A 26,339-nucleotide genomic window follows, 5' to 3' on the forward strand; every position below is an offset into this window, starting at 1 on the left:
TGAAATGATGAATCGACGTCAATTGCTTGGAGCCGGCGCTGCGGGTGCTGCGCTGGTTTCTGGTCAAGCGTGGGGCAAGACCTCGAACATGGGCCTGCCCGAAGCCGCCAGCATGGACACTGCGGCCACTCAGCCACCGTTACCTCCCTCTGTTGGGCCGGACTACAACCCGGTAGTCACGCTGAACGGCTGGACCCTGCCGTTCCGGATGAACAACGGGGTGAAGGAGTTTCACCTGGTGGCGGAACCGGTCGAGCGCGAGCTGGCCGAAGGCATGACCGCGCATCTGTGGGGCTACAACGGCCAGTCCACCGGTCCCACCATCGAAGCAGTGGAGGGCGACCGGGTCCGCATCTTCGTGACCAACAAACTGCCGGAGCATACTTCGGTACATTGGCACGGGTTGATCCTGCCGTCAGGCATGGACGGGGTCGGCGGTCTCAGCCATCCGGGCATCCCGCCGGGCAAAACCTTTGTCTACGAGTTCGACCTGACCAAATCCGGCACGTTCATGTACCATCCGCATGCCGACGAGATGGTACAGATGGCCATGGGCATGATGGGCATGTTCATCGTGCACCCCAAGGATCCGGCCTTCATGCCAGTGGATCGGGATTTCCTGATCATGCTCAATGCCTTCGACATCGATCCAGGCTCTTATGTGCCGCGGGTGATGGAGATGACGGACTTCAACTTGTGGACCTGGAACAGCCGGATTTTCCCGGATATTGACCCGTTGGTAGTCAACCAGGGCGACCGGGTGCGGGTGCGCACCGGCAACCTGACGATGACCAACCACCCGATCCACATGCACGGCTACGACTTCGAGGTCACCTGCACCGATGGCGGTTGGGTTCCCGAAAGCGCCCGCTGGCCCGAGGTGTCGATTGACATCCCCGTCGGCGCCATGCGCGCCTATGAGTTTGACGCGGTGCATCCGGGCGACTGGGCGATCCACTGCCACAAGTCGCACCACACGATGAACGCGATGGGCCACGACGTGCCGACCTTCATCGGCACCGACAAGCGCAAGTTGACCGGCCAGATCCGCAACCTTCAGCCCGAATACATGCCGATGGGAACCGCCGGCATGGCCGACATGGGCGAGATGTCGATGCCGCTGCCCGACAACACCGTACCTATGATGGCCGGCTGGGGACCGATGGCCCGCTCGAGATGGGCGGCATGTTCTCGGTCGTGAAGGTGCGCGAAGGCATTGAAGCAAACGACTACAGCGATCCTGGCTGGTACGAAAACCCTCCCGGCACCCAGGCCTATGAATGGACCGGTGAACTGCCCGACTTTGCACGCGCCGATAACGCGCAAACCCGCATTACCCCAAAACCCACCGCCAAGGGCTGACCAGCCATTGGACCCCAACCAAACCTGACGAGGAGACAGATATGAACAAGATTCTATCGGCAGCCATTCTTGGCGCTCTAGCCGCTGCACCGGCCTTTGCCGCCGGCACCCACGGCGGCGGCCATCATGACGAAATGGAGGTCGGCAAGCCCGGAGAGGCAGCCCATGCAGACCGCGAAATCGCTGTCACCATGAAGGAAACCGACGACGGTGAGATGATTTTCGAACCCTCCGGTTTTTCCTTTACCAAGGGCGAAACCATCAAGTTCGTGATCACCAACGCCGGCGAGCTGGAGCATGAATTCGTGCTGGATACGGCCGAGCGAAATGTCCACCACAAAGAGCTCATGGCCAAAATGGACATGGAACATGACGACCCGAATTCGGTGCGTCTGGACGCGGGTGCAACAGGAGAAATTATCTGGACCTTCTCCAATCTCGGCACATTCGAGTTCGCTTGCCTGATCCCCGGCCATTATGAGTCCGGCATGCATGGGCCGGTCGCGGTGCTCGAAGGCGGCGGCGGCACCTTCACGGCCGGAACGGTCAAGAAAATCGACGCCAAATCCGGCAAGGTCACAATCAAGCATGAAGAACTGGTTGATCTGGAGATGCCCGCAATGACCATGGTGTTCCGTGTGGCTCACGCGGCAATGCTGGAGCAGATGCAGGCAGGCGGCAGTATCGAGTTCGTTGCCGAAAGGGTCAAAGGTAAGCTGACCGTGACTGCGGTAAGATAACCGGCAGAGGAGGTCGGAACGCCGGCCTCCTCTCTCCCAAACTCCTAGCAGGCCCATCAGGCGCCCAAGCGCACAACCATCAAAACACTGCACCGGCAGAAATCTGACAATAGGCAATCAAGGCAACGATGCTGGATCTGCACACTCTCACACATGATGCCGCAGGCGCATTCGGGTTCTGGTACGATGACAGCGCACCCGAATGGCTCCACCCGGTGATGCATCTGGTTCTGGTGCTGGCGCCAACGCTGCTTTTGCTCACCTTGGCCGGCCAGGCCGCCTGGCTGCTGCGCCGGCGGCTTCTACGGCGGGCGGCACCGATAGCTCCAGCTCAATTCCCGGCGGGCGGTCTGGAGCCGGGCTTGCCCCGCTATATCCTGCGCACGACCGGGCCGCATCAGCAGATCCTGATCTTGTTCAGCCTGACAGCGATGCCGATCGTCTACCTGTCTCTTGAGCTGCCCAAGCAGATCGTGAACCGCGTGTTTGAAAACGGCAGCAGTCCGGTTGTGGTGTTTGGTGTCGAGCTTTCGCAAGTTTCGCTGTTGTTTCTTCTCTGCGGCGCCTATCTGGCAGTCATCACACTCAACGGCCTAAACAAATACTGGCTGAACATCCGAAAAGGGCGCGTTGCCGAAAGCTTCGTGCGCAGGCTTCGCCTTGCCGTTTACCGCCAGTGGAGGCAGGATCAGCCTACTCGGCGCCAACCTGCGATCATGCCGGTTCTTGGCGCCGAGGTCGAGCCTGTCGGCAGCTTTGCCTCCGAACTGCTAACCGTCCCGCTGCTGCAAGGCGGCACGCTGGCGACAATCCTTCTGTTCATGTTCGTGCAGGATCCGATCCTCGCCGCGGCGGCCCTGACGGTGCTTCCGCTGCAGTTGATCATTGTGCCGCGTCTTCAACGGCGGGTGAATGCAGTGTCCCGCAAACGGATCCGAGAGATGCGCTTGCTAGGTGAGCATTTGGACCGGCAAAAGCGGGATTCCGGGAAAGGCATGCTGCCGGTCGCACGCAGTTTCCGGCAGTTGCTGAAGTTGCGCCTGCAGATCCACCGGCTGAAATTCCAGGCCAAGGCGATCAACAACTTCCTGACCGCCCTAACGCCATTCCTGTTCTATTCCCTCGGCGGGTATTTCGTGTTGCAGGAGCGGGTCTCGCTGGGCGCGCTGGTGGCAATGTTGTCCGCCCACAAGGAGTTTTCATCCCCTCTGAAGGACCTGTTCCGATTCTATCAACAAAGCGAGGACGTGCGGATCCGGTACCAAGAGATCCGCGCCTTCGCAGCGGCCGGTTTCGGCGGGGCGCTCGGCCTCGCAAAAGTTGCTGGTCAACCTCGATACGGCCCGAAAGCAGATTCGTTCACCACTGAGAGAAAGAGATCCTCATGAACAAGAACCTTGTTATCGTGGCTGCCGCAGCTGCCGCGGTGGCCTACTACGTTTACCACAGCACCGATGGAGGCGAGGCAACCACGCAGAGTGCCGTTCTGAAACCCGGAGCTCCGCTTGCCGAGGTTCAGCTGCCGCCGGACTTGAGTGACACTGCCCGGATCGGCAAGCGCGCCTATGACGCGATTTGCGCTGACTGCCACGGAGACAATGCCGCAGGCCGCAACGGCATGGGGCCGCCGCTGGTTCACAAGATCTATGAGCCATCGCACCACGGCGACGCCGCCTTTATGCTCGCGGTCAGAAACGGCGTGCGGGCACATCACTGGAATTTTGGCAACATGCCTGCCAAGCACGGGCTGACCGATGGCGACGTGAAGGGCATCACTCGGTATGTGCGGGAACTGCAGCAGGCAAACGGGATCGAATAACCCGGGGGCGAGAAGCTGGGCCGTAGTAACGGACCTGCTAAAGTTCCACGGCTCTGCAGTACTCATAGCGAACGAGGACGCTACCGAACTCCAGGGACAAGACTGGCAATCGGACATGGGACCAAGGGCGGAAAGATTCTGGCATGGCCGAGAGAATGGCTGCTGTCCTCTGGTTGTTCTTCATACGCCCAATAATGCACTTTCGGGCTATTTGGGCCAGGTTGCAGCTGAGGCGAACAGCAGCAACGTCCCGTATCTCATCAGTTCGAACAGCACGCAGAGAATGGTCACTGCATCTTGGGTTCGCCTTGTGTTCTTTATAACCCCCATCTGTGCACGTTCGGTGCGGTTGGGCCTGGAAGATGAATTTGCGATCTTCTTTTGTGCCAACAGCATTCGGCAGACTTTCAAAAAAGCTGGGCCAACCGGTGCCACTATCGTACTTCGCGTCTGCGCCGTAGACTGGCAGATCGCATCCCCGGCAGCGGTAGGTGCCAGCCCGATACTCATCATTCAACGGACTGGTATAAGGGCGTTCGGTCTCTTCCTGGCGCAAGACGAGGTACTCTCTTTCGCTCAAGCGCTCCCGCCATTCGGATTCACTGCGGCAAATCTCAAATCCGCATGTCGCGGCTTGAAGGGGCCGGGCCAGTAAGGCTGCGCCGGTGATCATGAGCAAAGTTCTGCGGTTCATGTGGCACCTGTTCGGATAGTGTTTGGATGAGCCAGCCAAAGGGTAGGCTGGCCCATCCATGCCGGTCTGCTCGATTTACTTCGGTACAAGAACCGTATCGACAACGTGGATCACGCCGTTCGACTGATCGACATCGGCGATGGTCACACGGCCAGTATTGCCGTTTTCGTCGTAAATGTAGACATTGTTGCCCTTCACCTGCGCCGAAAGGGCATCGCCCGATACAGCGTTAAAGTGATAGAAGCCATCGGACGAAGCGCGGGCCTGACCTGCGATCTCTGCGGCGGACCAATCACCAGCAACGACATGCGCGGTCAGCACTTTGACGAGCATGTCCTTGTTCTCAGGCTTCAGGAGCGTATCCACGGTTCCTGCAGGCAATGCGGCAAAGGCATCGTTCACGGGGGCAAAGACTGTAAAGGGGCCTGGGCCTTGCAACGTCTCGACCAGGCCTGCAGCCTGAACAGCGGCGACGAGCGTGGTGTGGTCTGCCGAGTTCACCGCATTTTCGACGATGTTCTTGGTTTCGAACATGGGCGCGCCGCCAACCATGGGGTTCTCTGCATAGGCAGCAGTTGCGATTGTCAGCGCTGCGGCTGCGATGGCCAGATTGGATATGATTTTCATATTTTCTCCTCTCGTGGTTGCCCGCGATCTTTTGCGGTTACGAGAGCCACGGCACGATGTGCGGAAGAGTTTCAGCCCGCCTGAAATAAATCGGCGTCAAAGAATTCGTCAGTCGCCAATACGGCCCCTGTAGGCGCACCGGTGGGCGAGCCGCCTTCGGGTTCATCCGAAACGGCTAATACTCCACCGTCAATCAAGGCTGCAATCTCGGGAGTGATCTCGAACAAGCTTTCCTGATCCGCCGGGATCACACCCAGGGACACGGGCGCATCAGCATTCGCGCCGATCACCCAAAGCTCAAAATCCCGGCCTGTCGCTGGCGCACCCTGTTTGGGAATAACTTTGAACAGGTTTCCATCCGGGGAATAACCTGCCTCAATATGCACAGCGCCATCTTCCGAGATTAGTGTCGCATGAAGCGTAGGGTCAAAGGCCGGGCCGCGCAGCATAGGGCTGAAAGCGAGGAACGCGGCGACGGCAACAACGGCCAATGCAGGGAAGGCGAACCAACTCCAGGCCCATCCGCGTCTTGGACGGGCTTCCTCGCCATTCAATTCGGCGATTAGTTTCGCTCTGACCGAAGATGAAGGAACCTCATCAGACAGATCAGTAGTCAAAGCTGCGAGCTTAGCCTCCCAAAACTGCACATGCGCACGAAGGTCAGCCTCCACCTGAAGCCGTGCTTCAAATGCCCGCTCCGCGTCCGCGTCCAGCAGGCGCAAGACGTATTCGGCGGCCAACGCCTCGTCTTCCGGTATGTCCTGGTGGTCGCTCATCGCGAAAGGCACTCCTTCAATGATATCAGGCTGCGGCGCAGCCAGGTCCGCATCGTGTTCAGCGGTACATCAAAGCGGTCCGCAAGCGCTTGGTAGGTTGCGCCGTCCAGATAGGCGGCACGCACGGCATCGGCCCGGTCGGGAGGCAGCTCTTCAAAACAGGCACTGATCCGGCGCTGTTCTGATGCAGCAATACTTGCGGCTTCAGGCCCCGGTCGCTTCTCAACAAGCTCACCAACGCTGTCGAGGTCCACGTGATTGGCCTTTCTAGCCCGTAGCCGGTCAATCGACAGATTTCTTGAAACGGTGATGAGCCAAGTCATCGGAGAATGGCCTGTCACCGCATATCCGTCAGCCTTGGCCCAAATGCGAAGATACACGTCCTGCAGTGCATCCTCCGCTTCGGCTCTGCTCTTCAAGACACGCAGGCACACACTGAATAGTTTCCCGCTTGTGGCATCGTAGAGAGCGGCCAGCGCAGCCCGGTCGCCAAGGGCGACCTTACCGATCAGCTCTTCAATGTCCCTGCGGTCCGTCATTCGTGTCCTAAGCCATTCAAATAGCTTCTTTTCCTTGCCTGACTGACAGAAATGGCCCCAAACGGCAAGCTCTTGCCGCTGGGACCACCCTGAACTGGTACCAATCAACTCACCACCCAATCGTCACGGATTACATCCCGAGCGACGCCGCGAAGCCCGTAATGCCACCCATTCCAAGATTGGCTTTCATCGTGGCCGCACCTGTTTCGAGGTCGATCTCGTAAAGCCCAGCCGACGCAGCACCTTCCATCTGAAGGATTGCAAGCGCCATGTCCTCACCTTCTTTGGCCGAAACGATGTCGAAGCCACCCATCGGGGCCAAATCGACAGGTGCACCGTCAACGGTGATTTTACCAATGGTTTCCAATGTACCGGCATTGTTAGCCAAGCTCACCAGTGTGTCGGTTGCAGCATCAAGTGCATACTGGAATGTCGCGCCCGCTGTCTCACCGTTGATGGCGTTCGTATAGGCATTGGCAAAGATCATCGGAGTTGTGCCTGCCATGGAGTCACCATCAGCATAAGCGAGGTCAGTGAAGCGGCGTACGGAACCGGCGCGCTCGTCATTGTCGCCGAAGCCTTCAGGGAAATAGACAAGGTTATCTCCCGTCGATGTCACGGCGCGCACAGCGTCAATCTTGTTGTTGAAGTCAAACGCAACCATTTTACCTTCGCCAATCATCGCATCGTCCATGAACGCGGCACCCAGATCGGTCATATCGCCCGACATCGGATCAATCGTCGCGATCATGCCGTCAGAGAAGCCAAGAAGTTCGCCAGTCACCGGACGCCAGGCAATCGCCTTCAGGGGAGATGCCAAGCTGTAGGTCATCACGTCGCCAGGGGCATTCACATTGCTCATCACGACGAGCGTTGCGCCATCATCTGCCAGAGCATAGCCGGAAACCGCTGCGTGACCTGCAGCAAATGCCGGGCTGGCTGCAAGGGCAATCATGGACGTCACAAGAGCTTGGGTTTTCATCGTTCTTCCTTTCAAGTTGGTATCAGCGCGCACGTATTTGAATGCGCTCTGTCCTCAACCACGAAAGGAAATGCTGGATAGTTTCAGCGCGATCTGGACGTGTCGCGGTTTGATGCCAGACCCAATGTGCAGTCCTATCCGCCGCAAGTTCGTCGCTACGCTGCTATCGCAGCGTAGCAGGCAGCACCAGAGCCACACCAGAGCGGCTTGGCGGGACGGTCAACTAACACCGAACAAAACGATCAGGGCAGATGCCTTCGGCAAGATCGACGAGGTTTCTACAGCTGAGGTTTTCCTGTTGCGGAAGCTGTTTGGAACAAAAAGAACTGTTCTGCTCTCAGCAACGACGTACCATCCTCCTGCTTTAACAGAACGAGCGTATCTGCTTCCAGCCTCATGTCTTGAAACACTACAACGACATTGCCCGAGTAGGCACTCCCGTTATCGATTTGCGAGATGTTGTCAGAGGAAATTTTGAAGACCTCGTCAGCATTGAAAGTGACCTGAGTATTTTACCGCCGAGTGACCGCTGTCAACGGCGGCGTAAAAACCTGCCACCGGGGCGGAGCAAAAGTCGACCAGTTTTGGGAGCGCGCCTTTGAAGAACATGCGTTTTAGCTAACGCGATCTGCCGCCGTCGCTGCGAGTCTGGTCCGGTAAGAACCGGGCTTTGGTTTCTCGATCCATCAACACTTCATAGGTTTTGGCGACTTTGCCAATGTGATCAATCGCGGCTTGCTTTTCTTGCGAGTGCGGCATGTCCGCGATAGCCGATTTGATCGTTTCCAGATAGTCACGAACTGCGGCTTGTGCTTTGTCGCCTGTTTGTGTGCGATCAGGGTCAATCGCATAAGTAATTGCAGCCTTGAGCAGATCAGACGGGCCAGAACGGGAGATATGCGATGCCATTATCCAGCCTTCCCGGTTAATCCTTTCTGAATGCAGCTCGTGCCCTGCCCTTTCTGTGAGCTGGCGCAAAAACTCCGTCTGAGTGCGGCCATTCCCTTCGCGGAACGGGTGAACGAAATTGAGGTTGGCTATAACTTCGGCAGCGTAATCACTGAACTTGTCGGCATTCAAGCCGCGCCCGTAATTCTCGGCCTTTCTCAAACTCCGCTCAACATCCGCCATCCCCAGATCAATCCGCCCAGGTGGCAGGAAGTAACTACCGCCTTTCCCTATGCCTACTGTTCTATACTCCCCAGCCCAATCGTACACGTCTTGAAACAGGTGTTTGTGAATAGCTCTGACATGAGCTGCATCCAGATTGCCAGAAGGTGCGCCTTGTCGGGTCCGGGCCAGAACCATCAGGCGTTCCGCCCTATCAAGTTCTTCGCTGTCCCGAATACCCAATTTGTTCTTTAGAACCTTGAAGTCTGGCGGGTAGCAATATCGCTCGTCAGCCATTCAGCTTTACAATTTTGCTGTTTGGCTGGGGCTTAGTGCGATACCGGCGTTTCACTCGCGCGATCACAAACCGAGCTTGCCGGTCGCCTGACCAGCCTTTGTTTTCCATCCGCCGGAACAGCTCAATTTCTTCATCCGTTGCGGGCGAGTTTTCGACTTCTTGCATGGCAAACCCATGCCGCAAGCGCTTGGAACGAATGCCGTCATATCGTTCGCTGAGAGCCATTTTAAACCTCTTCAGTCTTGTGGAAGGTGATCAGGTTCCCCGCCAGATCGCCCCGAATTGCTACCGAGTCTGCGGGATAATACCTTTTGATGCCAGCAGTCTTTTGCGCCCAAAGAGCTGAGGCTAAGCCCGGATCGTCCGGCATGTTGTCAATAACCTCGCCACCCAACACTTGAGTAAGGTCTGCTGTCATCATCACGACGACCGGACCACCGAGGTTTGCCCCATGAATGCCGCTCAGCTCGTCTTGCGTACATTCGTGTGAATTTGCCTGATCACTCATTTCTGCCTGTTCTCCAAAAAACGATCATTTTGGAGACTAGGCTACTGGCTGGGCTGAAGGCCAGAAGTTTTGGCACTATCGTGTCCAAAAACCCTTCCAAAAACCACAGTGTCCAACTAGTGTTTTTATATGCGTTTTTTGGAGGATTTGCAATGCAGGAATGCGCCGCTGGTGGCAAGATCGTCGGCTACGCTCGTGTGTCGAAGGCTGACCAGTCTCTGGCCCAGCAGGTCGCTCAGCTTCGGGCGCTTGGATGTGATGAGATCTACACGGACCAGCTGAGCGGTAAGAATGCCCGTCGAGAAGGGCTGCAATCTGCCCTCGATACGCTGACTGCGGGGGACCAGCTGGTAGTTCCTGCCTTTGACCGCCTGGGCCGCAATCAGCGCGATCTTTTAAACATCGCGCAAGAGCTGGATGAAAAAGGTATCGCTCTGCGTTCCTTGCGCGAGGACATTGACACACGAACCCCTCTTGGCCGCATGTTCTATTCGGTATGTGCGATGTTCGCGCAATTCGAACGCGATGTGATTTCAGACCGGACGAAAGCGGGCCTGGCGGCCGCCAAGGCTGCGGGCCGTCGCGGAGGCCGGCCAAAGGCGATGGACGCCGATATGCGGAATGCCATTGAACAGAAGTTAGTCGGCACATGCCTTAGCATTGCCAAGATCGCGAAAGAGCATGGGGTGAGTTCCAGCACGATCTACAATGCTTTTCCTGGAGGGCGAGCAGCCTTGATCGCAAAGCGCTTCAAGGTGGTGTCCGATTTCTCAGTAGGGCTAGACCGTTTCCAGGTGGTCGAGGATAGGACGTCAGGAGATTTCTACTGGCGCATGATTGGTGACACCCCTAACCAGGTGCGGGCGCCATATGGTCCGTTCCCAACCGCCGATGATGCAGCAACTGCACTGCGGCAGTTGCTTTAGGTGCAATTCGCTGCTGGTGCAGCCTGGGTAGGATCGTGCGCCCGCTTTGCGCAGAAAGTGACCTTTGCCAAGCCGTGTTGGATAGCATGCTCTGCCGATCCCGGAAGAACCACAGCCCATGGTCTAGAAAGGAGACCCAGATCAACCTGAATAGGCCACCGTAGTGCCTCACCTATGTCTCAGGGGGGGAGCAGGAAGGCCGAGGAAGATTGAATAAATCCAGACCGATAAGCGTTGAGTTTAAACACCACGTTTCGAGCGCGCGCACCTCGGAGCCAAACACCGAAAAGTGTGGAGAACCACCTTTCATCATTGACAGCAGTACAGCAAAAGATCAGCTTTCCAGAAACAGGATGCGAAATGATTTCGCTCTGATCGGAAAAGTTCTCGGAAAAATCAACCCGAGGCGCTGCACGTTGAGAGGCCAACATGACTACAAATATTTATGCATTCTATAATAATAAGGGTGGCGTTGGAAAAACAACATTATGTCAAAATGCAGCCTGCCTGTACGCCGATAAAAACCCAGACGAGCTGGTGTTAGTAATAGACTTATGCCCTCAAGCCAATATCTCCCAGTTCCTTCTGGGAGGAGGCAGGAAAGGGTACAACGCAAACCAAAAACTACAATCTCAAGCTACGCGAAGAAACATTGTAGGATTCATGGATTGGCTCCTCAAAGGAAATTCAGCTTTTACGAGCATCCCCGCCAGTTACATGCATCGAGTCAGCAGATATAACCCTGCCATCACTAAGAACGTTCATCTCATTGCCGGAGATTCTTTCCTGGAATCATTGGCTTTGGCACTAAACTTTGCAACAATGAACCCTGGAAATGTTAATGCTTGGAAGGAGTATGTGACTGCAATCAGGAGGTTGTGCGATTACGAATTAGCTAAGACGGAGTATGATACCATGACTGTCTTCATAGACTGCAACCCAAGCTTCTCCGTTTATACACAAATGGCGCTTGTTTCCTCTGACAATATCATACTTCCCGTTATGGCAGATTTCAGCTCACTGGAAGGTATTAAAGGTATAATGATGCTTCTCTATGGGAAGTATCCGTCGTCAGCTGCAAAAACGTACGCTGACAAAGTTCTTACATTCAACAAGCAAATAAATACTTTCGGACTTAGCTTGCCGAATATTTTTGAAATTCCATTTAACAACTTTACTGCCAATATGGGAGTTGCAAATGCGTATGGGTCAATCAGGAACGAAATTTCTGAATTCGCCTGGCAGCAGTATAAATCTGACCCGTCGATTTTCGCTCAACCAGTCACACCCCCGACAAGCAACAAGCAGTGGGAGGCAATTTACATGTCAAACGTAAAAGATTTTCACACTTCTGGAAAAGTTTCAGCCAGCTTGGGTATACCTCTACACAAGCTTCCGCAGCGCGCATCATACACAATGCCAGATGGAACAGAAATAAAACTTCCAAAGGACAATTATCGCGACTCCCTTATACACCTTTCGAATTTTGTAAATAAGTTGTAGCCGAATGAATATTTTCTTAGCATAACGATGTTGGTTTGGAAAAGGTTACCTGTGTTCGTTATGCTGAGAATGTCTGGAGAAAACCACCCGGATACGATGTTTGCAATCCGAACGCCGGATAAGTGCAATCTGCAACAGATAGCGGTAGCACGCAGTCAGGTGACGTCAGACGACCTTCTCTTCTGCATCCACAGCTAGGCCAATCGTAACCGTCCGGTCTGCCCGCACTGACGATGATCGTTAGTGAGGGATAATGTCCATTAGCGAACAAGTGGACATTATCGAGGTTGGGCATGGCAACCCGGCCATTGATGCAAGCTGCAGCATTTTGGGTTGGGTCAATGAGCATGTCGCGGGACTTAGCCGCCTTTCGCTCTTGCCGCCAATACTAACGCAGCATTTCTATGTATGAGTGGCGCCAATCATGCGCATTGGCGCCCGCAAGGGGGACTTGCGGGCGCCATGAATCTATCTATGGGGCAGTAGAAGCTTTGCGACTACTCGCCTGCACCTACAATGGCCTTGCCTCCGCGGTAGACCAGTTTTCCGGCACCTACTGCACCCTTGGCAACAACCTTGGTTGTGCCGGCGGCAATGCCGACTGTGTTGTCGATTGCTTGATCCGACGAGCAAGCAGACACAGCAAATCCTACAGAGATCAGAGCTGCGATGGTCATTTTGCGGATAGCGTCATGTTTCATTTCGGTCTCCTTTTCCCAACAAAAGGGATTACTGAAAGTGGAGACGGACTTGGGGCCGTTGCGTTGGGGCATCGTCCCCATCACGCTTTTCAGCGGCACATCAGTTGCTTCAGCCCGCCTCCACAGCTTCTAAATAGGGGGTTCTTTCAGAGCAGAAAAACGAATAAGAAATATACATATCTCAAGTAACGCTTATGGGTGCCGTGATGGACATCAACCTGGTCCGGACTTTTCTTGAAGTTGCTGCCACCGGATCTTTCGTGAACGCCAGCGAACGGCTGTTTGTCACACAGTCTGCTGTCAGTCTTCGCGTGCAGCGGCTGGAGGATGCATTAGGAAAACCTCTGTTCACACGTTCTAAGGCCGGCGCAGAACTGACGTCCGCGGGCCGCGAATTTGAACGCTACGCTTTATCCCTGATCAAAATCTGGGAGGAGGCGCGCCAGCAGGTGGGGGTGCCGGAAGGCTATACCAAGTCCCTGACGGTCGGTGCGCAATATTCGCTTTGGCCCCGGCTGGGGTTTCGCTGGATCGACATCATGCAGCAGGAGATGCCCACCTTGAATATCCGGGCGGAGCTTGGCATGCCTGACCGGATCATGCGGTTTCTCATCGAAGGCGTCGTTCAAATCGGCCTGATGTACAATCCGCAACTTCGGCCCGGCCTTTCAGCACATAAGGTGATTGAAGAGGACCTGGTTCTTGCCGCCTCCTGGCCTGCGACGTTTGAAGAGATCGTTCCGCACTATGTCTTTGTCGACTGGGGGCCGGAATTTGTCCATGCCCACGCGCTTGAGCTGCCGGATCTGACAAACCCAGGTCTTACATTGTCGCTTGGAGCGATGGCGGCGGATTATATCGTTTCCCGGCAGGCCGCGGCCTACCTGCCTGCACGCTACATCAAGAAATACCTGGATGAAGGCAGGCTGCATCTTGTACCTGATGCTCCGATGTTCCCGTACCCCGTCTGGTCGATCTGGAGGGACGACCTTGATCCGGAAGTCCGCGCAACCGCGGAGGCCACCCTTGTTGCAATCCAGTCACAAATCGACGCCGACCAAAACGCCGTCCTGGCTGAGCTGTGCGATATTAGTGCCAACCACACGGTCGAAGTGCTTGGAAATATTGAAGACGAGCATTCACATGAGTAATACTCGTTACATCATCAATTATTTCGAATTTCCCTAATCTCAACGGATTTCCTATCTCCAGCATTGGCAGAGATGCCCCCGCCCATTCGGGACGGGTCACTTTGTTGGGAAAGGATAGACCCATGAATAAACGCAATACTCTGGCTGCGTCGGTCCTGGCTCTTCTCGTGGCTGCACCTGTCTTCGCGCAGGGCGCAATCGTCGGGATCGAGGATCTGGACGACCGCATCGACGACATTCAGGAAGATGTTGGCGACGAGCTGGCAGAAGGCCGAGACAAGGACCGCTTTGGCACCAACCAATATGCCCAAGGCTGGACCGGCAGCGCGTCGCTTGGCTTCTCCGGCACGACCGGCAACACCGACACCGCCGATCTGGATTTCGCAGGCCGTCTGCGCTACGGCAATGGCCCGTGGAACCACACCCTCGGCTTCGCCGGTGAGTTCTCGGAAGATAATGACGTGCGCAACAAGGAAGAGATCTTCGTCACCTATGACGTGAACCGCTACTTCACCGAGCAATTCTACCTGTTCGGCCTGGGATCGGTACGTTACGACGATTTCGACTCCAACCGTCTGGACGGCTTCATTGGCTTCGGCCCCGGCTACCGTGTGATCAACACCCCGGATCAGACCTGGCGGATCCAGGCCGGTCCTGGTGTGCGCTACGTCGAGGACCAGCTGGGCAATGACAGCACCGATTTCGCCGGCATTGCGGCATCGCGCTATTACTTCGCCATCAGCGAAACCGTGAACTTGACTATGGACACAGATGTGCTGTTTTCGGACGAAGACACAGTGGTGACCAACGACCTAGGCTTCAACTTCAAGATGACCGACCGGCTGTCGACCCGTGTTTCCTACCGGACCGAATGGGACAGTGACCCGCTGCCGGGCCTGAAGAGCACCGACAACAAGCTTGGTGTGTCCCTGGTATACGGCTTCTGACGACGCCACTTTTCCCTCGGTAACTTGGGGCGGAGCGATCCGCCCCCCCTTTTCCAAACATCCAATGCGGGGGGGCATTCCCATGTCGAATTGGAAAAAACTGAATGACCGGTCTGAACTTCGTTCCTGTTCCCGGACACCGGGGTAAAGTACCCCTGTCCAAGAAAGGAGCATGGAATGAGACAATCGAGGCGGATGATTGCGATCCCGTCGCACATTATCTGCGAATGAGATCAGATTAGGCAGGTTCACTTCAGTCATTCATCTGCACCTTCCTCTAAATTCTCACTCTTGCCGCCCTTCAAACCTAAGGCGGATGCGAGTTTTTCTTGTGTATTTGGCCGCGGTGTTCGGCGGCCAGTTTCAAAGTTGGAGATCGTCGAGACGGTGACGCCAGACGTAGTTGCCAGGTCTTCTTGGGACATGGATTTTGCAATCCGAGCCTGGCGGCATTCGGGGCCGGTCAGGATCATACGCCAGCTCGACGGCCCTTTCTGGTTTATCTCTATGCCCATCCGGACAAGCCGCCACCTGGCCGTCGAGTAGCTAAGCTCTAAGGCTTCAGCGGCTTTTTCAATCGTTCCAAGCGCTTCGTACTGTTGTGCAAGTTCACGCCATTCTTCAGGAAATTCAGACATATCAGCTTTCATTTGTAACTAGATATTAGTTACGCACACGCCTGCTCGGCGTCAACTGCCTGCTTCCATCGTTCTTGAGACTTTAAAACTAGCGGACCGGTTCCTGTGCGGGACTACTGGTGCTATCGGCCGTCGTTTGTACAGATACCGGAGCCGCGCCGCTGAGCCTGGTTTCCGCTGAGTTCTGTTGCCGAAACGGAGATTTTCATGTTTTGGGTGTTCAGCACCGCGCGGTACTGCACGTCAGTCGCCTCTTGGCTTTCAGGGCCGCCCGGTTGTTGGATAACCCACTCCAAGACATGAATCTGCACTGCTCTGTTTTACGTCAGCCTGCACAGCTTGTTCGTAGGTTTCCATGACCCCGCCGCGTCTGACTGTAGCAAGATTCTGATCCAGTTGCAGGTGAAATGCTATTTTGGCTGGGAAATGGCGGCTGCCCGCAAACGGTTCCACATCACAGATAAGGGTTTCGGCCGCCGATGAAAGGCCAGGTGCGCCTGCAATGGAGAGCAAAGCGGCCAAGGCAGCTGAGAGGTAATGTGCCTGCATCTAATTCTCCTGGAATTTGCCACCGCACCCCGGCTGCTCTTATGTGCATTGAAGCGTTTAGCGCCCTTGGGGTGCGTATGAGGGGCGCCTTTTTACCCTGCTTCGAGGGTAACAGCGTCGAACAATCGCCTCAATCGAGAGCTGATTTGGATTTTAGTCGTCGCGCTTCGGTGGAATGCTCGCACAACTCCAGAACTCACACTACGCGGCAAGGGTTTTCGCTAGGGAGAGCAGCTGCGTTCGGCTTTTCTCAGGGATGCCGTAATAAGCTCGCACCAGGTCAACGGCTTCTTTTGCGAACAGCGGGTCAGTGCTTATGTCAGTTTCCCTTTCTGCTCGCGCGTCAATTTCAAGGCCCTCAAAAAAATAAGGTACTTTGACCTTTAGTGCTTCTGCTATTTCCCAAAGCCTCGATGCGCTAACCCGGTTGGCGCCGGTCTCGTACTTCTGAACTTGCTGGAATTTTACATTGCATCGAGCCGCGAGATCCTGTTGCGACATGCCTTTCATCCAGCGCTGATGCCGAATGCGTTTGCCCACATGTTGGTCAATTGGGTTCATGGTCTTGCTTTCTTAGCCGGTAAGGTGACGCCTCTTTACCTTCAATTTACGGTGGATCAACTCTCGAACGAAAGTTTGCTGGGCAAATCCCGCGTTTTACGCGGGACCGGGCTCTAGTCGCGCGCCGGCAAGACCGGCGCGCTCCCCGAGCCTGCCGCCCTGCCCCTCCCTGCGCTTGGGAGCTGCGCGCGGCGTCTCTCCGAGCCACCGCGCGCAGCGGCGCATGGTCGTTTCAGGGCGTCAGTCTCGGCCCTTCGGGTGACGATCTTCCCTCGGCTTCGCCTCGGCCTTTTGCGGGTGTCCGCGACCGACCAGGTGCACGCCTGCAGCCAATCACCTTCTTGAAATATCCTCGGGGGAGCGTGCGAAGCGCGCCGGGGGCAGACAGCCCCCGCAGCCGCCCAGGGCGGCTTTCGATGCCTGACCTTCCCACAAGTCGGCTCGCTTCCCTTCGCTTTGTGTGGGCGCGGTCAGCTCGCCGCCTGCAAGGCCCGCCCCCGGCCCCGGCCGGGAGCGGGCTGGAAAGCTCCGGCATCGAGGACGCGGGGATCCGCGCGTCCCGCGCAGATCGCAGGTTCTTTTGACCTTCGCGCCAGGGCGCTGCGCGGCCGGAAAACCTGTCGAACGTCAGGCAAAACTGACTCGATGCGAGCCCTTTTCTGGGGAAATGACCTACACTCGCCAGGCATTTACACCCCAAGTGTCAAGCATTTCTGACCCAAACCGAACCCTCAGAACTGGATGTGAAACGGGTAAGATGCCGGGACAAAACCGTCATTCGCTGCGGGCGCAGCATAAGTTGCCAGAGGCGGTAGCTTTGCGCAGGAAGCGCCCTTTGCAAACTCAGCCGTTTCAGGGCTGCAACCGATACGAGCAAACCTGAAGGCTGAAGCTTGCCAAGAAAATTAGACATGTTGCGCATCTCAAAAGAAGGGAATCCTTGTCCTGCCCGCTCGCCATGCGGGTGCAAATGCTATCTTTCGAAAGGAAAAGACAATGGAACATCAGAGCATTCACACACACATGCAAGCCATTGAAGAACGCTTCAAAGCTGACGGCCTGACTCTTTACGTGTGTGAAGACCCAGAAGAACTGCCCCCCCTTCTACGGGAAGTTGGGAAGAAGAAAGTGCATCCGATGTCAGAAACCAGCGAAGATGAACTGAAATCAGGGCGTGCACTTTGGCTATTTTTGAAGAGGGAAGGCAGGTGCATTATCTGCATTTCTGCCAAGCTGGTTGACCTAGGCGAGAAGGACTTTGGAGACTACTTCCGGAATCTCGCGGCCTCTAAGTACGTTGGCAGAGACGACGTCGTTGCTAGCGTGTCACAGCCCTTGGTGGATGAACTAAGGGGTAGACTAATCTACTTCGGCGGAATTGAGGTGGCGCCTGACGAAAGAGGCGGTATTCGGCGGCTTGGAGATTTCGCCCAGTATGTGAAATTACTTGCCGCTATGCGCTGGGACTTTGATTGGATGTACACGATCATTGCCTACAAGCATCGGCGCCTTGCTGATGATTACGGCTTCAACGGAAAGTACCGGAACGCAATCCGCTGGGTGGAACCTGTTCCAGAGGGGTTGGCCAATGACCAGATGATCTTAGGCCTCAACGCTGTTCATTTCTCTCACATTGTCAGTAGTGTCGAGCCAGGTAACCTTTGAAAACACTGCTGTGACCGGCTCTCCTTGAGTGTCGGTCACTCGCATCGTAACCTTTCGATAGCCGCCTCTTACCCTTTGCCCCTTTATGACGACATCAAGCTCCTCATCTGTAACGAGGTAGGGAACTTCTACAAGCATTCGATGTGAATGCATCGCCCGCTCAAGGAGCTTCTCCTCAAAACTACCAACGATCCGATAAAAGTCGCGGTTTCCAGCCAGCATTAACCGCTCTGCAGTCGCGCTGCGTTTTCCAATTTGGATCGGGTGCATTATCCTGTCAGTGGGTTCTATTGGCTCGTAGAGGTCAACTTGATCTTCGAACCACTCCCAGTTTTTAAGTCGACCACCTTCTTGGTGAAACCAGTCCAGTATATGGTCTGTGGTAACGTTGAATCCTGCCCTGGCACAGGCCGCATGCTCTTCATTCGCCAACTCCGCCGCCCGCCACCGGTTCAGGCTCGCTGCGCTGGTGTGGGCTTCGGAAGGCAATTCGAAGAAAAACTGAATGGGTATGTGCAAGCCGACAGAAAGAAGACCCAAGGTGGATGCTGGAATCTCACGTTTGTTCCTCATCTGGCTTCTAAGAGTACCATAGTTCACTCCCGAAACAGTACAGGCTCTCTTCAAGCGCACGCCAGCGATCTTACAGGCCGCGTCAATCCGATCAGCTATCATGTCAGCCCCCAAAAGTTCACATATGTGAGTTTTCCTTCAAAAGATTGACAGAAGTATCACATTCCCACAACAGTTGCAGGAATGCATCGGCATTTCAACAATCATTACGTGTGCTGAGCGTTGCGCAAGGGATGGCTTCCAATTGAAACAGGCAGACGCAAATTTTTTGCACTCCGAAGAAAATGAAGGCACCCCAGATCTTCGCGGTGCCGAGCTGGAGCTTCTGGAAAAGGCTCGCAAGTTGTCTGGAAGAAGCATTGCGTTCTGGGCTCGCCTGACGGAAGGGCTTGATGAAGATGCGCGTGCTCTGTTGGTTTCCAGAGCGCATATGGTTTCATCCGAATTCACCGCCTCGTCCGACGATCTGCGGCGAGACCAAGGGGAAGCAATCGCCTTGTTGTCTCTTGTTGGGCAGCGCGACCGTCAGGTTTTTATTAAGGCACTTAGAAATCTAGTTGAGTTTCGCGCAGGGCGGAAAAACTAGTACGTTTCTTAAGGGTATTGAGCAACGCTCTTAACCCGTACAGCGTTTGTTTCGAATGCCCGCGTCGACCGCTAAGCCGGTTTTCTCTGACAGGCCATGCAATGGCCGCTTAGCGCCGTTAGTAACGTGCTGCGCATGCGAGAGGCAACCAAGTGGCCGATGGCAGTTGTGGGCTTTTTGGCATCTTCGCCGCCTGCCGCATGAACGTCCGTTTTCTGAGTTAGGGTCAGCAACCTGACAAGAAGGTCAGTTTTGCTTGGCGTTCAACAAAACCGGCCTTGCCCCCCCCCAGGGGGGGATTCGGACAAGCCGAACGCCCCCTGGGGGCTGGCGCGTTGACCGAGTTCCCCGGCCAGCTCGTCAGCCATCGGGCCGGTCGCGCCGCCTTACCTGTCACAGCCGCCGCCATCGGCCAACCGGCTTTCGCGGCATAAGCTGCGCGCGCTTCGCGTGCTCGTTATTCCACGGTCCGGTTGTCCGCTGTCGTCAGCTGTGCCGGACGGCTTTTCGCGCGACCGACCCGACGGCTGACGAGAAAGCCAGACCGGGGGAGAACCTGGCCCCCGTCTTTTAAGCGGAGACCGCGCAGAGCGCGGTCACATTGGTTTGTTTGGCCCGCAAGCGGGCCGTGCGCTCCCTCCCCTCGGGCATCAAAGAAAGCCGGGGGTGCGGATAAAGGCAAGCGAACAATTCCCAGAAAATACAAATATATCCGTTGCTTAGGGTTGGCTACGCAACTAATATCAGGTCATAGATAGAGGCCGCAACGGCCCACCTTTCACCACAAGAGGAAAACAAACATGGCACTGTTTCAATGCAATACCTGCGGGGCTTCCAAGGAGGTCGAGACGGGGATTGTCGAGGTTTGCGCGAACTGCGGTTCGACTAAGGTTGTCAATCTCACCGTGCAGGCGGAGCAAATCGCCAAAGCCAATGATGCTTTCCGCGCGGCAATCATCTGTGGCGGGCATCCGGCCTATAAGGGGCGTGTCGTCTGCTCCCAGGGCGTTGCAGCAGAAGGCCCCGAGTTCATGACCATGGCTCAGCTTCAAGTCGCTGGTTCCGCGAATTTCAACGAGGACAACGACCCGCACGGGGATCATTCCATGGGGTCAGTGCAGGTGTGCGGCAAAACCGTTTGGTGGAAGTTCGACCTCTACGATGAAGCCTATGAGTTCGGTGCAGACGATCCGCTTGACGACCATAGCACCCGCCGCGTTCTGACGCTGCTTTTCCCAATCGAATACTGATACCGGCCCGGTCCTTTTGGGCAGCGGCCCGGAAGGCGCAACCAGCGCCGGGAAGGAGGTGAAATCATGAGCATTGAAATCATTCAGCAACGTAAGCGCGAAGCCGCTGAACTGATCAGAAAGGGAGGCCTCTCCGCCAAGATCGCCCTCGCCTTTCTGAAAACACACGCTGGGGCCTAAGCCCCCTCGCCTCAGCCCGGAAGGGCTGGGGCATCCATAACAAAAAACCTCACCACATCACAAGGATGAACCCCATGACCATGCACAAGCCGATCACCGCCGTCGTTGAACAGGTTCCCTACGGCGATCTCTATGTGTCTGATCTGAACCCGCGTACCGTTATCAATCCGCAAGGCATCGAGGCTCTGGCCGAGAATATCCGAGAGCTTGGCCTGATCCAGAACCTCGCAGGGCTGCGCGACCAAACGGGCAAGGTGGGCATCGTGGCCGGTGGCCGGAGGCTTCGCGCTCTGGCTCTGCTGCAAGACGATCCGCGTTTTGCATCCGTTCCGGTGAAAATCGCCCCGGATCAGGAAACCGCTCAAATGTGGGCATCGAGCGAGAACCACCAGCGCGAGCAACAGCACCCCGCCGATGAAATCCGTGACTATGGCAAAATGGCTGCGCGCGGCGTGTCCGTCGCGGCAATCGCTATCGCGTTCGGAGCCACGGAGCCGCATGTGTACCGGCGTCTCAAGTTGGCGGGCCTTCCCGACCCAATTCTGGATGCTTTGAAAGCCGGAGAAGTCACCTTGCAGAACGCCGCTGCCTTCACCGTCAGCGAGGACGAGGCAAATTCGCTGGCAGTGTTGGAGAAGGTGCGCGGCGAAGGCTACAGCGATCACCAGATCAAGCAGATGCTTAAACCGGACTCGGTGCGGGATACTGACCGCCGTGTGATTTTTGTCGGGCGGGAGGACTACGAAACCAACGGTGGCCACGTGACCCGAGACCTGTTTGCAGAGCAAACATTCATTGATGATGTGGCTCTGCTGAATGACCTGTTTCGTTGCAAGCTGGCTTTGACGTGTGACGCGACCACCGCGAAAGGCTGGAAGTGGGCCGAGGCGCTGGACAGAACTTACCTGCCCTATGGTGAGTTTGAACAACGTAAGCTTGAACGCATCTTCCCCGACGAAGGGACGCTCATCGAAGAACAGGCGGAGCGGTATGACGAGCTGGCGGAACTCGCTAACGGCGACGTTCTGGACGAAGCCGGCGAGGCGGAACTGGCGGAACTCCAAGCCGTGTTGGAAGGAACCTACAGCGCCGAACAGAAAGCGGTGGCCGGGGTAATCTTCTATGTCAATCAAACAGGCGAGGTGCAGACCTACGAGGGTCTTGTACGTAAGGAGGACAAGGCCGCAGCCATCGAAGCGGGATTTCTCCGCAAGACCAGCCAATCGGGCGGTGACGCCGCGCCGAAGTCGCCCATTTCGCAAAAGTTGAGCGACGACCTGTCACGTATCGCCCAAGGGGCGCGGCAACATGCAGTGATGCGTGACCCCGATCTGTTGATTGATCTGCTGGCCTATCAGTTGAGCCATGAACTGCGGTCGAGCGGTCCGCTAGGTATCAGCAAGACCGACGTTCCGAACTGGCCCAGCACAGAGGTCGCTGGCTATGCGCTGGATGAACGGCTGACCAGCAATCCACCGCGCGATATGTGGGATGCGAAAGACCTTGGAGCTTCGTTCCGTGCGTTCCGCAAGAAAGGCCCGGAGCATGTGCGCGGTGAATTGGTTCGCTTCCTCGCCGCGCAGTATCGGGGTGGTGATGAAAAGCTGTCGGCGCTGATCGACAAGGAGACGCAGCCGAATATCCGCGAGGTCTGGACGCCGAACTCTGAGAATTTTTTCTCCCGTGTCGGAGGCCCATACCTCAACAACCTTTGGCGCGATCTGCTGGACCTGTCCGAAGATCACCCCACTGCAACCAATTTCGCAAAGCTGAAAAAGGGCGAGAAGGCAGAGAAGCTGGAAGCACTGTTTTCCGGTGATGCCGACTTGCGCACCGCCCTTGGCGTTACTGAGGCGCAGGCCGTCAAGATCGACGTATGGCTGCCCGAGGGCATGGAGTGAAATCGCTGGCAGGGCGCTTGAGCGCCCTGCCCCACCGATGGAGATAGAGTCATGCGATTCAAACCTTGGCCGTCGATCCGCGCGGGCGCGTTGGCATCCGGCTTCAACAGGAACAGCCTTGAAGAAACGGTATGGCGTTCTGGTATTCCAGACAGGAGCCGATAGGTTTCAGGCCATAGCCTTTGAGTTAGCGAAGATTTGAAAACAGTGGGATTGAGGTAAACAGCGTGAAACAGAACATTGTCCGGGTTTGGCGATCAGCGCAGCTCTATATCGGGTTTCACCGGGACCAATCCGGGCGGAAGCGCGACACAGCGAAGGTGTGGCCGCCAAAAAATGCTAACGCGACCATCCATTCCGATCCTGAAGCGCAAGAGGCTTTTGTCGTCGTCAAAGCCGCCGATCAGGAGGAACCGAGAGACGTTCAGATCAAGCTTCGCCCGGATCAAATCGTGCTGCGCCGTGATCCTGGTACTGGTTGGGAGGGTGTTGTCGTGGATGAATTCGGCTTGGCTGTCCAAGTCAACGGTGCGTGGATCCGCATCATGCCGGATGGATCGGTTTCCCGTGAGGTCGAAGGCGACACTACCTATTTAGAGGCAGATGGCGCAGTCCTGAAGAAAACGCAATTTGCCGAGGCTATGATGTCAGGTGATGGCGTGGAGCTGACCCGTAAAACTGACACGACAATTGCAGCGATCCGGCATGACGGAGTGGTTGCAAAATCCCGAAATCCCGAGCAAATTCCCGGTAAGTAGTCCCCCTGATTTTTCCTTTGTGGTGAAGGAAACACCTGCCCCGCTTCGGCGGGGTTTCTTTTTGCCTTTTGGTGTCCCCCCAGATCAGGGCTGAAGCCCTGACCCGGCCGGACTGGCGCGTCCGCGCCGGGGGCCGCTTGCGCGGCCCGGAAACGAAATGCGGCCGGAGCTTTCGCCCCGACCGTCACCTTCGCGGCCATCGGCGTCCCCGCCTGTTCCGCACCGCCAATCTAGCAACCCTAGCGGGAGGGGCAACCCGGAATACGGCAATCGGCGGCTTGATTAACCGTTGTGCCAGGTCAGGGATTTCAGGATTGAACGCGCCGCTCCAGGCATCTGCCAAGGTGTCCGCCCGCTCCTATGTGAATGCCGATTTACTGCAGCAAGTTTGCTACGGCCCGTGCTGGCGCAAGGGCTAAAGCCCTTCTCCACTGCGCTGCGCTCCGTTGCGACCCTTCGGGTGCGCCAGCCCTTAAAGCCTCCGCCGCACAGAGCTGCAATCGACAATCATATAGGAGCTAACACCATGAACAAGATCATTTCTTCTTTGCGTTCAATCCTGAAATCCCTAACCACCAAGGCCAAGATCAGCATCTCAGTCGTCATAAGTATTCCGGGCTTCCTCAAAGTGGAAGTCAGCTATGCGCGAGATCTTACGAAGCCGAACAAGGAGAAAGAGGACGCCTAGCGGCGTCCCAGCCCGCCCGATGGGCGGGCTTCATCTGGCGCTGCCTCAACGATTGTCCAGGCCATCACGTCCCGTTTTTGACATTCAGGGCAGCGCAAGCCTTCTACTATGCCGCGAAGAAACTCAAATTGCCCATATCTCTGCCTAAGCCAGAACCCGTGGAGATACCAAGGGCCGCCACCGCAAACGCAACCAACCCTGATAGCGTGTTCAGCTTCCAGATTGTTGACGCGCAATGTGTAGAGGGGGGCGATGAAGGTCTCTCGGATCATTTTGGAACAATACAGGAACATACTGCGGATTGAAAAGTGGTATGTGTCTCTGGGCAAATCCCGCGTTTTACGCGGGACCGGGCTCTAGTCGCGCGCCGGCAAGACCGGCGCGCTCCCCGAGCCTGCCGCCCTGCCCCTCCCTGCGCCTGGGAGCTGCGCGCGGCGTCTCTCCGAGCCACCGCGCGCAGCGGCGCATGGTCGTTTCAGGGCGGCAGTCTCGGCCCTTCGGGTGACGATCTTCCCTCGGCTTCGCCTCGGCCTTTTGCGGGTGTCCGCGACCGACCAGGTGCACGCCTGCAGTCAATCACCTTCTTGAAATATCCTCGGGGGAGCGCGCGAAGTGCGCCGGGGGCAGACAGCCCCCGCAGCCGCCCTGGGCGGCTTTCGATGCCTGACCTTCCCACAAGTCGGCTCGCTTCCCTTCGCTTTGTGTGGGCGCGGCCCCGGCCGGGAGCGGGCTGGAAAGCTCTGGCATCGAGGACGCGGGGATCCGCGCGTCCCGCGCAGATCGCAGGTTGTTTTGACCTTCGCGCCAGGGCGCTGCGCGGCCGGAAAACCGGCCTTGCCCCCCCCAAGGGGGGATTCGGACAAGCCGAACGCCTCCTTGGGGCTGGCGCGTTGACCGAGTTCCCCGGCCAGCTCGTCAGCCATCGGGCCGGTCGCGCCGCCTTACCTGTCACAGCCGCCGCCATCGGCCAACCGGCTTTCGCGGCATAAGCTGCGCGCGCTTCGCGTGCTCGTTATTCCACGGTCCGGTTGTCCGCTGTCGTCAGCTGTGCCGGACGGCTTTTCGCGCGACCGACCCGACGGCTGACGAGAAAGCCAGACCGGGGGAGAACCTGGCCCCCGTCTTTTAAGCGGAGACCGCGCAAAGCGCGGTCACATTGGTTTGTTTGGCCCGCAAGCGGGCCGTGCGCTCCCTCCCCTCCGGCATCAAAGAAAGCCGGGGGCGCGGATGAAGGCAAGCGAACAATTCCAAGAAAATGCAAATATATCCGTTGCTTAGGGTCTACTACGCAACTAATATCAAGTCATAGGGAGAGGCCACAACGGCCCACCTTTCACCACAAGAGGAAAATCAAAATGAGCTTTATGCACCGTTATATGCGCGGAATGAGCAACGGCGGATTTGCTACTGGCAAAGCCTTGACCGACGAAGAACTGCGCGCCCGCGTTCCCTCGATCTTTGCAACAGAGGCCCACGAAAGCCGTTCAGAGCGGTTCGCCCCAATCCCGACTATCGACGTGCTGACCGGCCTGCGCAAAGAGGGCTTTGATCCCTTCCTGGCCCAACAGGCCCGCACCCGGATTGAGGGAAAGGCTGAGTTCACTAAGCACATGCTGCGCCTGCGCCACCGGTCCCTTACCAACACTGACGGCGAGGCTTTTGAAATCGTGCTGGTCAATGCAAACGACGGCACAAGCAGCTACCAGATGATCCCCGGCTTTTTCCGTTTTGTCTGCGCCAATGGCCTGATGGTGGGCGATACCTTTGGCGAAGTGAAAGTGCGCCACTCGGGTAATGCCATTGGTGAGGTGATCGAGGGAGCCTATCGGGTTCTGGAAGATGCGCCCGAAGTCGCAGACCAGGTGCAGCGGTTCCGCGCAATCACTCTGCAAGACGAGGAACGCAAAATTCTGGCAGAGGCAGCGCACGAATTGCGTTTTCCGGATGCTCACAACGAGGACGGGAAGCAGGCGCCGGTCGCGGCGGATGCCTTGCTTTCGCCCCGGCGCCGAGACGACCGGGCAACCGACCTTTGGACCGCGTTTAATGTGGTGCAGGAAAACACCATCAAAGGCGGGCTGCGCGGGCGTATCCGCAATGCGAACGGAACTACACGTCGCCAGACTACGCGCGAGGTTGCGGGTATCGACCAAAACAAGGCGCTTAACCGTGCTTTGTGGACGCTGACCGAACGCATGGCAGAGCTGAAGGAAGGCTGAAGCTGCGGGGCGGTGCCACCGCACCGCCCTGCCCTTCGCGGGAGTTTTTACCATGGGAAATAGCGAAAGAGAGCTGCGCCGGCTTTGG

28 protein-coding genes and 1 pseudogene are annotated in these 26,339 nt (G+C 56.6%); 15 read left to right on the forward strand and 14 right to left on the reverse strand.

Annotated elements, in window-relative coordinates; all coding sequences use genetic code 11:
• Positions 1-4 precede the first annotated feature (4 nt).
• The 4 genes and pseudogenes from ETW24_RS23725 (at position 5) to ETW24_RS23740 (ending at position 3,921) form a co-directional block, all read left to right on the forward strand.
• Positions 5-1,362: pseudogene (locus ETW24_RS23725) on the forward strand (multicopper oxidase family protein).
• Positions 1,363-1,403: 41 nt separating this feature from the next.
• Complete coding sequence (locus ETW24_RS23730; RefSeq protein ID WP_129373442.1) at positions 1,404-2,102, forward strand: copper-binding protein; 699 nt, start codon at positions 1,404-1,406, stop codon at positions 2,100-2,102.
• Between the two features lie 128 nt (positions 2,103-2,230).
• Positions 2,231-3,490 (forward strand): ABC transporter ATP-binding protein, encoded by a 1,260-nt coding sequence (locus ETW24_RS23735; RefSeq protein ID WP_205877464.1) that lies wholly within the window; start codon positions 2,231-2,233, stop codon positions 3,488-3,490.
• Complete coding sequence (locus ETW24_RS23740; protein WP_129373443.1) at positions 3,487-3,921, forward strand: c-type cytochrome; 435 nt, start codon at positions 3,487-3,489, stop codon at positions 3,919-3,921. Before ETW24_RS23735 ends, ETW24_RS23740 begins: the two co-directional genes overlap by 4 nt.
• Before the next feature lie 37 nt (positions 3,922-3,958).
• On the opposite strand, the gene ETW24_RS23745 is transcribed toward ETW24_RS23740, so the two are convergent.
• The 9 genes from ETW24_RS23745 to ETW24_RS23785 all read right to left on the reverse strand — a co-directional run bounded on the left by ETW24_RS23745 (position 3,959) and on the right by ETW24_RS23785 (position 9,455).
• Positions 3,959-4,675 (reverse strand): peptide-methionine (R)-S-oxide reductase, encoded by a 717-nt coding sequence (locus tag ETW24_RS23745; RefSeq protein ID WP_343328080.1) that lies wholly within the window; start codon positions 4,673-4,675, stop codon positions 3,959-3,961.
• A gap of 15 nt (positions 4,676-4,690) precedes the next feature.
• Positions 4,691-5,242 carry a fasciclin domain-containing protein gene (locus tag ETW24_RS23750; protein ID WP_129373445.1) on the reverse strand — a complete coding sequence of 184 codons (552 nt, stop codon included), beginning with the start codon at positions 5,240-5,242 and terminating at the stop codon, positions 4,691-4,693.
• A 71-nt stretch (positions 5,243-5,313) separates the two neighbouring features.
• On the reverse strand, positions 5,314-6,018 hold the full coding sequence (locus ETW24_RS23755) for an anti-sigma factor (protein ID WP_129373446.1): 705 nt from the start codon (positions 6,016-6,018) through the stop codon (positions 5,314-5,316).
• Positions 6,015-6,557, reverse strand: a complete 543-nt coding sequence (locus ETW24_RS23760; RefSeq protein ID WP_129373447.1) for a sigma-70 family RNA polymerase sigma factor — start codon at positions 6,555-6,557, stop codon at positions 6,015-6,017. Before ETW24_RS23760 ends, ETW24_RS23755 begins: the two co-directional genes overlap by 4 nt.
• A gap of 130 nt (positions 6,558-6,687) precedes the next feature.
• Complete coding sequence (locus ETW24_RS23765; RefSeq protein WP_129373448.1) at positions 6,688-7,539, reverse strand: DUF4394 domain-containing protein; 852 nt, start codon at positions 7,537-7,539, stop codon at positions 6,688-6,690.
• 278 nt (positions 7,540-7,817) lie between these two features.
• The gene (locus ETW24_RS25280) at positions 7,818-8,012 is read right to left on the reverse strand and encodes an LptA/OstA family protein (protein ID WP_129373481.1); all 195 of its coding nucleotides are present in this window, start codon (positions 8,010-8,012) and stop codon (positions 7,818-7,820) included.
• Between the two features lie 145 nt (positions 8,013-8,157).
• Positions 8,158-8,946: a Fic/DOC family protein gene (locus tag ETW24_RS23775; protein ID WP_129373449.1), complete on the reverse strand. Its 789-nt coding sequence runs from the start codon at positions 8,944-8,946 to the stop codon at positions 8,158-8,160.
• A complete protein-coding gene (locus ETW24_RS23780; protein ID WP_129373450.1) occupies positions 8,939-9,172 on the reverse strand; it encodes a hypothetical protein in 234 nt (77 codons plus the stop codon). The genes ETW24_RS23775 and ETW24_RS23780 overlap by 8 nt, the downstream gene beginning before the upstream one ends.
• 1 nt (position 9,173) lies before the next feature.
• On the reverse strand, positions 9,174-9,455 hold the full coding sequence (locus ETW24_RS23785; protein WP_129373451.1) for a hypothetical protein: 282 nt from the start codon (positions 9,453-9,455) through the stop codon (positions 9,174-9,176).
• Positions 9,456-9,607: 152 nt separating this feature from the next.
• On the opposite strand from ETW24_RS23785, the gene ETW24_RS23790 reads away from it, so the two are divergent.
• Both ETW24_RS23790 and ETW24_RS23795 read left to right on the forward strand, forming a co-directional pair.
• Positions 9,608-10,381: a recombinase family protein gene (locus tag ETW24_RS23790; protein ID WP_205877466.1), complete on the forward strand. Its 774-nt coding sequence runs from the start codon at positions 9,608-9,610 to the stop codon at positions 10,379-10,381.
• 429 nt (positions 10,382-10,810) lie between these two features.
• The gene (locus tag ETW24_RS23795; RefSeq protein WP_129373453.1) at positions 10,811-11,884 is read left to right on the forward strand and encodes a ParA family protein; all 1,074 of its coding nucleotides are present in this window, start codon (positions 10,811-10,813) and stop codon (positions 11,882-11,884) included.
• 497 nt (positions 11,885-12,381) lie between these two features.
• Here ETW24_RS23795 and ETW24_RS23800 read toward each other — a convergent pair whose 3' ends face one another.
• Positions 12,382-12,585 (reverse strand): hypothetical protein, encoded by a 204-nt coding sequence (locus ETW24_RS23800; protein ID WP_129373454.1) that lies wholly within the window; start codon positions 12,583-12,585, stop codon positions 12,382-12,384.
• 206 nt (positions 12,586-12,791) lie between these two features.
• On the opposite strand from ETW24_RS23800, the gene ETW24_RS23805 reads away from it, so the two are divergent.
• Together ETW24_RS23805 and ETW24_RS23810 are read left to right on the forward strand one after the other, a co-directional pair.
• Positions 12,792-13,736 carry a LysR family transcriptional regulator gene (locus ETW24_RS23805; RefSeq protein WP_129373455.1) on the forward strand — a complete coding sequence of 315 codons (945 nt, stop codon included), beginning with the start codon at positions 12,792-12,794 and terminating at the stop codon, positions 13,734-13,736.
• A 122-nt stretch (positions 13,737-13,858) separates the two neighbouring features.
• Positions 13,859-14,683 carry a DUF481 domain-containing protein gene (locus tag ETW24_RS23810; protein ID WP_129373456.1) on the forward strand — a complete coding sequence of 275 codons (825 nt, stop codon included), beginning with the start codon at positions 13,859-13,861 and terminating at the stop codon, positions 14,681-14,683.
• A gap of 257 nt (positions 14,684-14,940) precedes the next feature.
• On the opposite strand, the gene ETW24_RS25065 is transcribed toward ETW24_RS23810, so the two are convergent.
• From ETW24_RS25065 to ETW24_RS23825, 3 genes are all read right to left on the reverse strand, one after another.
• Entirely contained in the window at positions 14,941-15,321 is a 381-nt protein-coding gene (locus tag ETW24_RS25065) for a helix-turn-helix domain-containing protein (protein ID WP_237456978.1), read from the reverse strand.
• Between the two features lie 261 nt (positions 15,322-15,582).
• Positions 15,583-15,870, reverse strand: a complete 288-nt coding sequence (locus ETW24_RS23820) for a hypothetical protein (RefSeq protein ID WP_129373457.1) — start codon at positions 15,868-15,870, stop codon at positions 15,583-15,585.
• Positions 15,871-16,071: 201 nt separating this feature from the next.
• Positions 16,072-16,431, reverse strand: a complete 360-nt coding sequence (locus tag ETW24_RS23825; RefSeq protein ID WP_129373458.1) for a helix-turn-helix domain-containing protein — start codon at positions 16,429-16,431, stop codon at positions 16,072-16,074.
• 996 nt (positions 16,432-17,427) lie between these two features.
• Here ETW24_RS23825 and ETW24_RS23830 point away from each other — a divergent pair.
• The gene (locus ETW24_RS23830) at positions 17,428-18,096 is read left to right on the forward strand and encodes a hypothetical protein (RefSeq protein WP_129373459.1); all 669 of its coding nucleotides are present in this window, start codon (positions 17,428-17,430) and stop codon (positions 18,094-18,096) included.
• Here the strand turns inward: ETW24_RS23830 and ETW24_RS23835 are convergent.
• Positions 18,034-18,771 carry a hypothetical protein gene (locus ETW24_RS23835; RefSeq protein WP_129373460.1) on the reverse strand — a complete coding sequence of 246 codons (738 nt, stop codon included), beginning with the start codon at positions 18,769-18,771 and terminating at the stop codon, positions 18,034-18,036. The genes ETW24_RS23830 and ETW24_RS23835 overlap by 63 nt on opposite strands.
• Before the next feature lie 142 nt (positions 18,772-18,913).
• Here ETW24_RS23835 and ETW24_RS23840 point away from each other — a divergent pair, with 142 nt between their 5' ends.
• The 6 genes from ETW24_RS23840 to ETW24_RS23860 all read left to right on the forward strand — a co-directional run bounded on the left by ETW24_RS23840 (position 18,914) and on the right by ETW24_RS23860 (position 26,251).
• Positions 18,914-19,255: a hypothetical protein gene (locus tag ETW24_RS23840; protein WP_129373461.1), complete on the forward strand. Its 342-nt coding sequence runs from the start codon at positions 18,914-18,916 to the stop codon at positions 19,253-19,255.
• An 800-nt stretch (positions 19,256-20,055) separates the two neighbouring features.
• Positions 20,056-20,505, forward strand: a complete 450-nt coding sequence (locus ETW24_RS23845; RefSeq protein WP_129373462.1) for a DUF3768 domain-containing protein — start codon at positions 20,056-20,058, stop codon at positions 20,503-20,505.
• 254 nt (positions 20,506-20,759) lie between these two features.
• Positions 20,760-22,586, forward strand: coding sequence for a ParB/RepB/Spo0J family partition protein (locus tag ETW24_RS23850; protein WP_164982837.1), 1,827 nt, complete (start codon positions 20,760-20,762; stop codon positions 22,584-22,586).
• A 227-nt stretch (positions 22,587-22,813) separates the two neighbouring features.
• The gene (locus tag ETW24_RS23855; RefSeq protein ID WP_129373464.1) at positions 22,814-23,344 is read left to right on the forward strand and encodes a hypothetical protein; all 531 of its coding nucleotides are present in this window, start codon (positions 22,814-22,816) and stop codon (positions 23,342-23,344) included.
• Positions 23,345-23,870: 526 nt separating this feature from the next.
• Positions 23,871-24,032 (forward strand): hypothetical protein, encoded by a 162-nt coding sequence (locus tag ETW24_RS24390; RefSeq protein WP_164982838.1) that lies wholly within the window; start codon positions 23,871-23,873, stop codon positions 24,030-24,032.
• 1,364 nt (positions 24,033-25,396) lie between these two features.
• Complete coding sequence (locus ETW24_RS23860) at positions 25,397-26,251, forward strand: DUF932 domain-containing protein (protein ID WP_237456826.1); 855 nt, start codon at positions 25,397-25,399, stop codon at positions 26,249-26,251.
• Positions 26,252-26,339 lie beyond the last annotated feature (88 nt).

Source organism: Leisingera sp. NJS204 (genome assembly GCF_004123675.1).
Lineage (GTDB): Bacteria > Pseudomonadota > Alphaproteobacteria > Rhodobacterales > Rhodobacteraceae > Leisingera.